The sequence below is a fragment of the Thermostichus sp. MS-CIW-40 genome, assembly GCF_054058315.1.
The window spans coordinates 66,384-77,782 of sequence record NZ_JBSSAC010000011.1 but is presented as its reverse complement, the minus strand read 5'-3'; the positions used below and the strand labels follow the sequence as shown (position 1 = coordinate 77,782).

Genomic DNA, 11,399 nt, shown 5'->3' with positions numbered 1-11,399 from the left:
TACAACTCTTTGCCGCAAATCCAAAGAATGAGTCGGCATTCCTTTCTCTCCTTCCTCTTGAATACCTGTACCCTATTTTAAATTAAAAGGCTGTATCAGAATTACCGAATACTTTCTTTTCACTTCCTAACTCTAAAAACACCCACAAGGGAAGGCAAGGCACTATTGAGCAGTACTCAAAAGGAGCAAGGGATCCCCTCCGCCGGCTATGAGTAGCAGCTCGGAAAAAGGATTTGGCCCCGCTCTGTCCTGTGGAGGTTGCGGTTTCCCCATAGCGCTCACGCAAACGGCCAATGAACTTCTCCACCGCAGACGTCGAAAACTTTTGATAAGCAGCAGTCTATGCTGTTTCTACGGCAGAGGCCAAAAATGCCTCAATCTCAGAGCGCTGGGGCAAGCTAGGTTGGGCTCCCGCACGGGTTACGGCCAAAGCAGCGGCGGCATTGGCAAAACGCAGGGCTTCCCTCAGGGATCCCCCGGCAGCCAAACAAGCAGCTAAGGCCCCACAAAACCCATCTCCGGCAGCGGTGGTATCCACCACTTCCACAGGATGAGCTGGCCAATGGCCACTTTCTTCCCCATCTGCCCAGACCAGCCCTGCCCCTCCCAAGGTAAGGATAACGGCTGGGATCCCGTGTTTCTGCAGTTCTTGAGCCACCTTTTGGGCCTGTTCCGGCGTCTCCACAGGGGATTGGGCAAGGGCAGCCGCTTCGGTTTCGTTGAGCACCAAGTAGCGAACCTGGCGCAACAGGGATCCTGGCAATGGCACGATGGGCGCAGGGTTGAGCAAAATCGGGATCCCTTGGGCAAAGGCTTGCTCTGCCACCGCCTGCACCGTGGCCAGGGGGATTTCCAGTTGCAGCAGAACCATCGCTGCCGGCGTCCAAGGAGGCAGCTGGGCGGGGGTGTAGCGACCGTTAGCGCCGGGGCTGACCACAATCCGGTTTTGCCCTGCTGGATCCACAGTGATCAGAGCGATGCCGCTGGGCCCTTCCAGCTCCCGCAGGTGGTGGGTATCGACGCCGTTCTGCTCCAGGTTCTCTTTCAGCAGGCGGCCAAAGCTGTCAGATCCCACTGCCCCCCACATCTCCACCTGGGCTCCCGCCCGTGCCGCTGCCACCGCTTGGTTGGCCCCCTTGCCGCCAGGGTAGGTGGCGTAGTCGGATCCCAGCACCGTTTCCCCAGGGCCGGGATGATGGGGCACCTGCACCACCAAATCCATGTTCAAGCTACCCACCACTCGGATCGGGCCTGCCATCGGGCTTGTGGGGAAATCCTGTTGGAAAAGCAGAGATCTAGAGATCTTTGGTTTGGATCCCTGGTTTGGTTTGGATCCCTGGGCAGCTATTGTATCAGCCGCCGGTCTTAGCCAGGGATCCCCTTGAGCGCCCTACCACGCGGCAAGGGCTGATAGCAGTCGTGGTTTTTATTACCATCTATTTCAACTGATCGCGCTAGCGGGCCGGAGGCCTTAGCAGGAAGCAACCGGTCGTTTGTTTCGCCTCAACGGTGAGATAAATGACTATGCGTTGTGGAACGGTTATCTGTAGGGATTGGTCGCCCTTCGACATATCGCCACTCTGCTGAAAACACAGGGCAAGAACCCGATTCCAAAGGTTGAGGATCCCGACTATCTTGGTGGGTGTTGACCCAGGAAGCAAGCTGATGTTGCTGACCACTACAGACGTGCTCCAAGGTAGAGAGGTTGAGCGTTACTTGGGCATTGTTACCGCCGAGGTAGTTTATGGCACCAATGTTCTACGGGACTTCCTTGCTACCCTCCGCAACATCATCGGGGGACGCACAAGAACCTATGAAGAAGTTTTCGAGAATGCCCAGAAAAAGGTTTTGGAAGAGTTGGAGCAGCGAGCCAAACGTTTGGGAGCAAATGGCATCCTAGGCGTTAGCATTCATACCAACATGAGCACGACAATGATCCTCGTTACCGCCACCGGCACCGCCGTTAAGCTCCGCTGACGGATGCTTCTGTTGAAGGTTTCCCTTTCTCGGAAGATGATGGCAGCCTGTTCTCAGGCCAGGCTTTCCATCACCGCCTCGTCGATCTCGAAATTGGCGTAGACATTCTGCACATCGTCTAGGTTGTCGAGACGCTCCATCAGGGCAAGCACTGACTTGGCCGTATCGGGATCCTCCACATGCACCTCAGTGGATGGGATCCAGCGGATGGCCGCATCTTGCACTGGGTAGCCCTCTTTTTTCAGGTAGGTGGCCACCTGCTCCAGCAAAGAGTAGTCGCAGTACACCTCTGCTCCTGTGCCTTCCACCTTGAAGTCGTCTCCTCCCGCTTCCGCCACCGCCAGCAACAGGGCTTCGGGATCCAACACCTCCTCCAGGCTGATCACCCCTTTTTGCCGGAACAGCCAGCTCACGCAGCCGGCTTCTCCCAAGCTGCCGCCGGTTTTGCTGAAGGCTTCTCGCACCTCGGCAGCCGTGCGGTTGCGGTTGTCGGTCATGGCCTCGATCAACACAGCCACCCCACCGGGGCCGTAGCCCTCGTAGCGAACTTCTTCCAGGGGGCTGTCGTCGCTCCAGTTGCCGGCTCCCTTGGCAATGGCTCGTTCAATGTTTTCGCTGGGCATCCCCGCTGCTTTGGCTTTCTCCACTGCCGCCCGCAACTGAAAATTCCCATCCGGATCTGGCAAGCCGTTGCGAGCTGCCACGATGATGGCCCGCGAGAGTTTGGTAAAGAGGCTGCCCTTTTTGGCATCTACACGGGCCTTTTGCCGTTTAATGTTGGCCCACTTGCTGTGTCCTGCCATGCCGCCACACACCAGTCAAGCAATGAATTGGAGGGATCCCTCCACTTTTGAAGCCTAGATCACCTCGGCTCAGGACTCAACCCCGCGACAACTGGGAGGGCACTGGCCTGGTCACAAAACAAGGGATCCTGAGGATCCTTCACAACCCAGACTCAGCTACCCAACAAACCCATCAGGGCTGAATCGGCTGCCGCTGGATCACATCCCCTTGGGGCGGAGGCGGAGGGGCTGGGGTTTCTTGAGGGGTAGGCGTTGCCTCTATGGGAGGAGTTTCCCCAGGAGGCGGGGGCAGAGGGGGCACACCTTCTCCAGGCACAGGCCCAGGTGTAGGCGTGGGGGTTGGGGATGGAGTTAGAAAGGGCGTCACCTGTCCCAACAGCTCGGCATAGAAAATCGCATCTTGCTCTGGCCCAAAGCGGCCCACTTCCCAACGGTGACGAGGCACAAACATTGTTTGCAGCAGCACTTCCCGGCTGACAAAAGCGGGAGTACCCGAAAAGACGTAGCCATCGACAATGACTCGATTCAAATCGGGCCGAGTTTGAAACACCCGATCCACCTCCCGCAGCATCTCCGTATCCAGCCGCCCCAGCAGAGTTTCCAGGGTGTCTTCAGGGCTGATCGGTACCCGTACCGAAAAGCGATAGCCTTCGCAACGATAGTCCCCACAGATCTTGACCAGCTCGTTACGCACCCGGATTTGCGCCCCAGGATCGAGATTGCGCCCCGGCACAAGGACTTCTTCCTGAGGTTGCTGTTCGACCGGCTGGGCCCATAGCTGGAGTTGACTTGCCCATCCTGCCCAAACTAGGGATCCGAAAAACAAGCCAAATCCCCAACCTTTTAGAGGAAGGCTCCAACCCAGACTGCCCTGCTTAGAGCGGGGTGAAAAGGGGAAATCGCGATCCTGGATCGGGCTGTTCATAAGGCGTTGACCGATTCCTCAGCGATGGCTACCGCCAAATCTACCCGACATCGGCTAGGGAGGCACTAGGCAGGGAGAAAAATAGGGTATCGGCTCCGAATGGTTTCAAAATAGGGGCAGATAAATAGGGAAGCTTTGACAAACTCCCTGTCCTGGGCAGCAACGGATGTGCTGTGGCAGCGCATGGGTGTAGGATCTTAGGCTCTGGGTTCCCGCTCTGCAGGCAGGCCAGTGCTCTGCTGTGTGGGCAATGGATCCATGGATTGTTATTACCGTTGAGATCGCAAACCCAATTCTCTTCTTCTTCTCACGTCTTCTCATGACCGCGGTTGTTCCTTCACCTTTGCGCTACGCCTACTACCCCGGCTGTGTGGCCCAGGGGGCCTGTCGTGAGCTGTACGACTCCACCGACCAGATTGCGCGGCATCTGGGCATTGAACTGGTGGAGCTGGAGGCTGCTTCTTGCTGTGGTTCGGGCACCTTCAAAGAAGAATCGGAGCTGCTGGAAGATACGGTGAATGCCCGCAACCTGGCTTTGGCGGAAGCGCTGGGGCTGCCGATGCTCACCCACTGCAGCACCTGTCAGGGAGTGCTGGGCCGCGTGAATGAAAAGTTAAAAGCTGCGAAAACCGCGAATCCAGAGTACTTTCACCAGGTGCAGGCCCTGTGCCAGAAAGGAGGCTGCGAGAGCTGCTACCAGGGCACAGGCGATGTGCGCCATTTGCTGTGGGTGCTGGTTCATGACTACGGCCTGGAGCGATTGGCCCAACAGGTCAAACGGCCTCTCCTGGGACTGCGCTGCGCTGCCTTCTACGGGTGTTATCTGTTGCGGGCCTACGACATCTCCCGCTTTGATGTGGCGCGGGATCCCCGTTTGATGGAGGATCTCTTCGAGCGTTTGGGGGCCACCCCCGTTTGGTATCGCGGGCGCACCCAGTGTTGCGGTTGGCCCATTTCCAGCTACGCCCCACAGCAGTCTTTCTCGATGGCAGGCCGGCATCTCGTAGAGGCAATAGAGGCGGGAGCCGATTGTTTGGTTACCCCCTGTCCTCTATGTCACCTCAACTTGGACTCTCGGCAGCCGGAGGTGGAACAGGTGATCGGGCGCAAGCTGGGGATCCCGATCCTGCATTTGCCACAATTGGTGGGCCTGGCCCTGGGGATCCCAGTGGAAAACTTGGGACTGAACCGCCATGTAGTACAGGTGGAAAGAGCCCTGCAAAAAATAGGCCGCTAAATCCCACTTGATGGCTGGGGGATCCCTGGGCAAACATCAGGTGGGTTCTGCCTGGGAAGGATGTGTTATTCTGCCCAGCAAGGTACCCGTCCTTGTTCAAAAACCGCAAAGATCCTCGTAAGCTTAGATCCACCTACTCCTGCTTAGCAGCTCCCTATGGTTGTCTCGGATCCCTTTGGCCTTGTTGTGCAAGAAGTGCAGCAGGGCGGGTACGCAGACCGAGTGAAAAAGCTGGTTTACTTTGCCTGCACCAGCACTTGGGAAAGCGATATCAGCAAGTTGAACCAAATAGACCTGAAAGCTCTGCTGGAGCAGCTCTGCCGCCAGCACGCTACCCTTGATGCTTTGGGCCAGCGCTTTCGAGAGGCCATCAGCCGCATCAACAAAAAAGCCGAGTATGCTCGCATCGCCAAGATGCTGCTAAGCAAGCTACAGCCCCTGTATCAACAGCCCCAAGCGGATCCCTCTAGCCCACTCATGCCCTCGCCCAAGGAGCCATCAGCTTGGGCCGCACCCTCGCCTATCTTGTCCTTGGAGTATGGAAGCCCACGACTGCAAAAGCAAGACTACGATCCCTTCGAGTTGCGGGCAGGGGTGATGCGGCAAACCAGCCCTTTGCGGGCCAAGCTGGTTCTGTTCACGGCTTTGTACCACAAAGTAGAGCCTACTCTGCAGGGGTTGGCGGCCCTGCGGCGCTACAGCCTGGACGAGCTGCTCAGAGCCCTCTACGATGCCTGCGCCTCCCCCCAAGAACTGGAAGCCCGGCTGAAGGAGGCGGTGCAGCAGTTGCAGGAGCCGGATCAGGATGGCCAAGCCGCCAATGCTGTGCTGCAGATGCTGAAGCCTCTTTACGTTGACGTGCCCCCAGCGACCCTCCCCGGCGGAGGATTGGCTGCTGAGCCTCTCTCCGCCAATCTGGATTGGCTGAATACCGAAGATGCCGCTCGCGCGGGCGAGGCAGAGTCCCTGGCCAGCCCCATGACTTGGATTGACGCTGGGATCCCAGAGGATGAGGAAGAGCCTGCAGAGCTTTCGGCTTTTGCGACCCCGGCAACACCACCCGGCCCCTCTTCTGACCTGCGACAGGAGATCCCAGAGTCCTGCCGCCAACTGCTCCATCACAGCGCCGGATCCTTGATGGTTGCCATCGAGAACACCCTAAGCGAGTTGGGCAACGCCCTGGACGAAGGGCTACAGGATGAGGATCCCGTCCAATATCTGACCCTCAAACACCAGGTGCTGCGCGGCTTCTTGAGGGATGTCGAGGGATCCGCCGCAATGTTCATGGGGATCTTGAAAAAGCTAGAACAATCGGAGTGGCGCTTGGTGCAGCCCCTGCGCGTCAGCAATGCAAAACAGGCTCTGCCGGAGGCGGTTACCGAAATGCCCGCTGAGCTGGCGGATCCCTATGCTTCCCTAAGACAGGTGTTGGCCAGCAGCGAGCTGGCCCAGCAAAAGCCGCAGTTGGAGCAGGAGGTGATGCGTTTGGTGCGGCGCAGCGTCGGCTCTGTCAAAACTGCTATCGAACAGGCCCTGAGCGAGTTGGGCAAGGCGTTGGATGAGCAGTTTCAAGCCTGCACCCTAGAGGAAGCCTTGGTTCTCAAGTACCAAACACTACGCGCCTTTTTGCAGGAAGTGGGGGAGATCTCCACCAAATTTGCTGCTTTCTTGGATCGCATGGAGGAGGCAGAGCGCCGTCTGTTCGGGCTGGTTTGAAGCTCAAATCCGCTGTTTGGGGATCCCGTTCAACACTGGCGATCAGCTGCGCAGAGTGCTGGGGAAACGCCCGGATCCTTATCTAGAATAACCACCAGTGCAGCTCCTCTCTCACTTCTCTGAGCTCTCCCCTCTCTTCTATGGATGCCAAGGATCTGCTTCGGCTTTACCGGGCAGGACGGATCAACTTTGCCGGCGAGAACCTGGCCGCCCTTGACCTGAGCCGGGCCGATTTGATCGGGGTGGATCTCTCCCAAGCAAACCTGCACAGTGCCAATTTGATCTTCGCCTTCTTGGGGCGGGCCAAGCTGCAGAAGGCCAACCTCGTCGGGGCTAACCTTGGTGGGGCCAACCTCAGCCAGGCGGACTTGAGCGAGGCGGATCTCAGAGATGCCCAGTTGCACGGCGCCACCCTACAAGGAGCAGATTTGCATGGGGCCAACCTGACGCTGGCTCTGTTGATCGATGCCAACCTGCTGGATGCGGATTTGCGTTGGGCCAACCTCACCAGTGCCAACTTGGGGGGAGCTTGCTTGCGGGGGGCTAATCTCCGTTTCGATAGCCGCCGGGGAGCGGTATTGCGCAACGCCAATCTTAGCCGCGCCGATCTCAGCGGAGCCAACCTGTCGGGAGCGGATTTGACACGGGCCGACCTGAGCGGGGCCAACCTAAAAGAGGCCAGTTTGATCAAGGCCAACTTGCAAGGGGCCAGCCTGCAGCAAGCCCGTTTGCAGGGAGCCATCCTGAGAGAGACCGACCTGAGGGGGGTTTCTTTTTTGGGGGCAGACCTGCAAGGGGTGCAGATGGCGCGGGCCAACTTGAAGGAGGCGATACTTCGCCAGGTGAATTTGACAGAGGCCAACTTAAGCGAGGCAGATCTGGCCGGGGCCGATCTTTCCGCGAGTTCTTTGTGCTCGGCCAAACTGGCGCGGACGGATCTCAGTCGGGCCAATCTGGCCGGGGCCGATTTGCGGTATGCCAACCTGGTGGACGCCTATTTGGGCCGCACCAATCTGGAAAATGCCGATCTCGGCGAGGCAATCCTAACCCGAGCCGATCTGAGCACAGCCAACCTCAGCGGGGCCAATTTGCGCGGGGCAACTCTGCCGGATGGACGGGTAGGCTGATTGGACAGACTCGCTACCGTATGAGGACGAGGATTCTTGTCCCTGAGTGAGACGGGGATCCGCCCCGGAAAAGGTGAGGTTTTCCCCTGCCCCAGAGGGGCCACAACCGCTACCCTACAAGGGAAGGATGGGTCAAAGAGCATGACTCTAGTCAATAATAAGCTCAACTATACTGAAAATAATGTATAATTATGTTCAGTACGGATTACTACCAGTTGATCTTTCTGTTTACTTTCGAGTCTGCCAACATGGTAGCCAAAGCAAAGCAGAAAATTGGTAGTAAGACGACACGGAAACTGCGCTTTGGGTATTCTACTCAAAGCTTTGCGGGATACCGCCATTCTGTTTGGACTCCGTCCCGCTAACGCGAATGGAAACAAACAGAATGCTATCGCTGCATAGTTGAACAGTGATGTTCAGCAGTGTTCAGCGTAAATGTATCAGATCCGTGAACAGCCGCCGATTTCTGTCCTTGATGGAAGCTTTGTGGGCCGATCTGCCCTTGCCGGAATGGTTGCCGGGGGCAGGAGAGCGCTCCTGGCAGCAGACGGTGGCAGCCCTGCTCCAGCTATGGCAAGAAGTTGGACAGTTTGGGGTGGTGATCGGTGGGCCGGTGTCTTGGTGGCCCCCCTGGGTGGTTCGGGATCCGCTGCCTCAACTGCCGTCGCCTATTGACGCTCCAGAACCGAACCTGAAGCTGCGGGAGCTGGCCCGTGAAGATCCCTGGCTGTTTACCCCTGACTTGTCCCCTGAGTCGATTCTGACCCCTGGCCAGACGGTGATCCCTCTCCTGCCGCAGGATCCCCTGGTGGAGGAGCCTTTTTTGCTGGTGCTCACCCCTGTTTTTTCGGCGGTGGCCGCCCAAGGGCATCACCCCCACACGCGGCAGAGGGGGATGATGGTGTCTTTTGAGCCGGAAGTGGTGCATCGGGCTTGGCAGATCCTAGAGCAGCGGGTTCAACAGGGTAGGCCGGATCGCTTGCCCTTCTGGCAGGAGCTGATCAAGCACCATCCCCTCATGGAGCCTCATGTGCGGGTGCTGGCCCGCTTCAGCAGCCTTCTTCTGCTGGGAAACCTGGCCGAGTCGGGATCCCCGCCCGCTCGCTTACCCCCCGCCAGAGCCGAGAACTCCCCTACGCCCACAACCCGACCAGAAGATTGGCAGAAGCGGCGGTCTCCTCCTTCCCATGGCCAGCCCGCCGGTCAAGGCCAACAGAACAGCCTTTCGGAGGCAGAACTGTTGCGGGCTCTCATCCACGAGATCCAGACGCCCCTCAGCACCATCCGCACCTTGGTTAGTCTCATCCTGAAGCGGCACGATCTGCCGTCGCGGGTACGGGAATACGTGGAGAAAATTGACCGCGAATGTACCGAGCAAATCAACCGCTTTGGGCTGTTTTTCCAGGCTACAGAAACGGTGATGCCCGCTGCTACCCCACAGGAGGGGCGTCGGCTTCAGCTAGAGCCCATTGCGCTGGTGGACTTGGTGCGGCAAAACCTGCCTCGCTGGCAGGAGCAGGTGGAACGGCGGGGATCCCAACTGGAGTTGGAGATTCCCGATGAGCTGCCGGATGTGGTCAGCGATCCCAAGGCGCTGGAAGCGGTGCTGTTTGGCATGGTCGACCGCATTGCCCGCAGCACGCCGGCTGGCAGCCACATTCGCGCCCAGTTGGTCAGCGCAGGGGAGCTGGTCAAACTCCAGTTTCAGGTCAACACACCTGAGGGCAGCGACGCCACTGTTGCCTCAGAGCCCAAATCCCCTCAGGCGATTGGGCAGTTGTTGGTCGTGCAGCCGGATACCGGTGCAGTGAGCCTCAGCCTTCCCGTCACCCAAACTCTGTTCCGCGCCTTGGGGGGCTACCTCACCGTGCGCCATCGCGCCCGTCGGGGGGAAATTCTCAACATCTACCTGCCCCGCCAGCTATAAGCCACCCGGTTGGGATCCCGATAGCGTCTCAGGATTGATATGGCGGATTGCAGGGGAGGTAGGGCTAGGATCGATCTGCCAGCGCCGGGAGAGTCTAGAGATTGGATCCATGCCGAGAGCCAGAAAAGTTGCTGAACACCATCCAGAGCCTGAACCCGTCTGCGGAGCCGGAGAACCCAAGGTTAAGGGGGTCACTCTTTCTGCCCAGCAGCTTTCCACTTTGCTTCACGAAATGCGCAATCCTCTCACCGCCCTGAGCACGCTGGCCAAGTTATTGCAAAAACGCTTGCCCCCCGAGGATCGCAACCACTGGATTGGCCTGAGCATTGAACAGGAGTGCAAGCATTTGCAGGAGCTGCTGGCGGAGTTCGAGCGTTTGGACGGGATCCCGGCCCCCCTCCAGCTTCAGCCCCTCTCCTTGGCCGACCTGCTGCGGGAGTGGATCCCCATCTATCAAGCCTTGGCCGAAACCCAGGGACACCACTTTCAAGCCGTCCTGCCCCCTTCCCTACCCCCTGTACAAGCCGATCCGCGCGCCCTGCGCCAGGTGCTTGATAACCTGATCGACAACGCCTGCAAGTACACCCCGCCCCCAGGTGAGATCCGGCTGAAGGTGGAGCTGGGTGAAGATCCCTCAACTGCTTCGCAATGGGAAGTGTTCGTTGCCGTCTGCGACAACGGCCCCGGCATCCACCCTGAGAACCTGGAGCGGATCTTCGATCCCTTTTTTCGGGCAGATCTTTCTAAGCCAGGGCAGGGGCTGGGGTTGGCCATCAGCCGCGACCTGGCCACCCGGATGGGCGGAGATCTCCAGGTGGAAAGCTCCCCCCAAGGCTCCTGTTTTCGCCTGAGATTGCCCACAGGTTAGTAGGAAGATTGTAGAGATATGGGATGGCAGGTGCCGCCAAACGCTTGAACGCTACCCAGGAGCTGCAGATGGCCTCTTCTCCCCAAGCCAAACCCGAAACGGCTGCCGCCGCTGCGCCGGCCCGCATCTTGTTGGTGGATGACGAACCGGGCTTACGGGAGGCAGTGCAAGCCTACCTCGAGGACAGCGGCTTTGAGGTGATCCCGGCGGCCAACGCCCAGCAGGCTCTGCAACTGCTCAGCACGGCCCAGCCTCAGTTGATCATCTCCGACATCATGATGCCGGGCATGGATGGCTATCAATTTTTGGCCCAACTGCGAAAACTCGAGCCCTACAGCCATCTGCCGGTGGTGTTCCTCACCGCCAAGGGGATGACCGCCGACCGCATCCAGGGTTACCGGGCCGGTGTCGATGCCTATTTGCCCAAGCCCTTCGATCCGGAGGAGCTGGTGGCCATCGTCTCCAATCTCATTGAGCGATCCCGCGCTGCCAGCCCTTCGGAGGTGGTGGCCCGCGAGCTGGCCTCGATTCGCGCCCTGCTGTCGGAGCGCACCCTTGCCACAGCCACGCCTGCCCAGACCTCTGCCCCCACCCCCCTGCCCCCACCCATCAAGGTAGAGCTGACGCCGCGGGAACAACAGGTGTTGGAGAAGGTGGCAGAAGGGCTGATGAACAAGGAGATTGCCAAGCAGCTGCAAACCAGCGTGCGCAACGTGGAAAAATACGTCACCCGCCTGCTGAACAAGACAGGCACCAGCAGCCGCACCGAGCTGGTGCGCTATGCTCTCACCTATGGCTTGATTCGGCTGTAGCTCTCAC

10 protein-coding genes and 1 pseudogene are annotated in these 11,399 nt (G+C 58.7%); 8 read left to right on the top strand and 3 right to left on the bottom strand.

Annotation, left to right across the window (positions count from 1 at the left end; translation table 11 throughout):
• Nucleotides 1-340: 340 nt before the first annotated feature.
• Nucleotides 341-1,258 carry a ribokinase gene (rbsK, locus tag ACVWXF_RS05570; protein WP_457473868.1) on the bottom strand — a complete coding sequence of 306 codons (918 nt, stop codon included), beginning with the start codon at nt 1,256-1,258 and terminating at the stop codon, nt 341-343.
• A gap of 407 nt (nt 1,259-1,665) precedes the next feature.
• On the opposite strand from rbsK, the gene ACVWXF_RS05565 reads away from it, so the two are divergent.
• Complete coding sequence (locus ACVWXF_RS05565) at nt 1,666-1,977, top strand: YbjQ family protein (RefSeq protein WP_414388900.1); 312 nt, start codon at nt 1,666-1,668, stop codon at nt 1,975-1,977.
• Between the two features lie 53 nt (nt 1,978-2,030).
• Here ACVWXF_RS05565 and ACVWXF_RS05560 read toward each other — a convergent pair whose 3' ends face one another.
• Complete coding sequence (locus tag ACVWXF_RS05560; protein ID WP_011432973.1) at nt 2,031-2,780, bottom strand: YebC/PmpR family DNA-binding transcriptional regulator; 750 nt, start codon at nt 2,778-2,780, stop codon at nt 2,031-2,033.
• Between the two features lie 172 nt (nt 2,781-2,952).
• Nucleotides 2,953-3,705, bottom strand: coding sequence for a hypothetical protein (locus tag ACVWXF_RS05555; RefSeq protein WP_414350784.1), 753 nt, complete (start codon nt 3,703-3,705; stop codon nt 2,953-2,955).
• A 319-nt stretch (nt 3,706-4,024) separates the two neighbouring features.
• On the opposite strand from ACVWXF_RS05555, the gene ACVWXF_RS05550 reads away from it, so the two are divergent.
• The 7 genes and pseudogenes from ACVWXF_RS05550 (at nt 4,025) to ACVWXF_RS05520 (ending at nt 11,392) form a co-directional block, all read left to right on the top strand.
• Complete coding sequence (locus ACVWXF_RS05550) at nt 4,025-4,942, top strand: CoB--CoM heterodisulfide reductase iron-sulfur subunit B family protein (protein WP_457473867.1); 918 nt, start codon at nt 4,025-4,027, stop codon at nt 4,940-4,942.
• 156 nt (nt 4,943-5,098) lie between these two features.
• A complete protein-coding gene (locus ACVWXF_RS05545) occupies nt 5,099-6,658 on the top strand; it encodes a hypothetical protein (protein ID WP_457473866.1) in 1,560 nt (519 codons plus the stop codon).
• A 140-nt stretch (nt 6,659-6,798) separates the two neighbouring features.
• Nucleotides 6,799-7,785, top strand: coding sequence for a pentapeptide repeat-containing protein (locus ACVWXF_RS05540; RefSeq protein WP_457473865.1), 987 nt, complete (start codon nt 6,799-6,801; stop codon nt 7,783-7,785).
• Nucleotides 7,786-7,970: 185 nt separating this feature from the next.
• A pseudogene (locus ACVWXF_RS05535) lies at nt 7,971-8,187 on the top strand (hypothetical protein); the annotation flags it as partial.
• Nucleotides 8,188-8,260: 73 nt separating this feature from the next.
• Entirely contained in the window at nt 8,261-9,712 is a 1,452-nt protein-coding gene (locus ACVWXF_RS05530; RefSeq protein ID WP_457473864.1) for a sensor histidine kinase, read from the top strand.
• A gap of 109 nt (nt 9,713-9,821) precedes the next feature.
• Nucleotides 9,822-10,580, top strand: coding sequence for a sensor histidine kinase (locus tag ACVWXF_RS05525; protein WP_414343700.1), 759 nt, complete (start codon nt 9,822-9,824; stop codon nt 10,578-10,580).
• A gap of 68 nt (nt 10,581-10,648) precedes the next feature.
• Nucleotides 10,649-11,392 (top strand): response regulator transcription factor, encoded by a 744-nt coding sequence (locus ACVWXF_RS05520; RefSeq protein ID WP_457473873.1) that lies wholly within the window; start codon nt 10,649-10,651, stop codon nt 11,390-11,392.
• Nucleotides 11,393-11,399 lie beyond the last annotated feature (7 nt).

Coding starts and splice junctions, on each gene's coding strand:
- rbsK (WP_457473868.1), bottom strand. CDS start 1,258: ATGGCAGGCCCGATCCGAGTGGTGGGTAGCTTGAACATGGATTTGGTG.
- ACVWXF_RS05565 (WP_414388900.1), top strand. CDS start 1,666: ATGTTGCTGACCACTACAGACGTGCTCCAAGGTAGAGAGGTTGAGCGT.
- ACVWXF_RS05560 (WP_011432973.1), bottom strand. CDS start 2,780: ATGGCAGGACACAGCAAGTGGGCCAACATTAAACGGCAAAAGGCCCGT.
- ACVWXF_RS05555 (WP_414350784.1), bottom strand. CDS start 3,705: ATGAACAGCCCGATCCAGGATCGCGATTTCCCCTTTTCACCCCGCTCT.
- ACVWXF_RS05550 (WP_457473867.1), top strand. CDS start 4,025: ATGACCGCGGTTGTTCCTTCACCTTTGCGCTACGCCTACTACCCCGGC.
- ACVWXF_RS05545 (WP_457473866.1), top strand. CDS start 5,099: ATGGTTGTCTCGGATCCCTTTGGCCTTGTTGTGCAAGAAGTGCAGCAG.
- ACVWXF_RS05540 (WP_457473865.1), top strand. CDS start 6,799: ATGGATGCCAAGGATCTGCTTCGGCTTTACCGGGCAGGACGGATCAAC.
- ACVWXF_RS05530 (WP_457473864.1), top strand. CDS start 8,261: ATGGAAGCTTTGTGGGCCGATCTGCCCTTGCCGGAATGGTTGCCGGGG.
- ACVWXF_RS05525 (WP_414343700.1), top strand. CDS start 9,822: ATGCCGAGAGCCAGAAAAGTTGCTGAACACCATCCAGAGCCTGAACCC.
- ACVWXF_RS05520 (WP_457473873.1), top strand. CDS start 10,649: ATGGCCTCTTCTCCCCAAGCCAAACCCGAAACGGCTGCCGCCGCTGCG.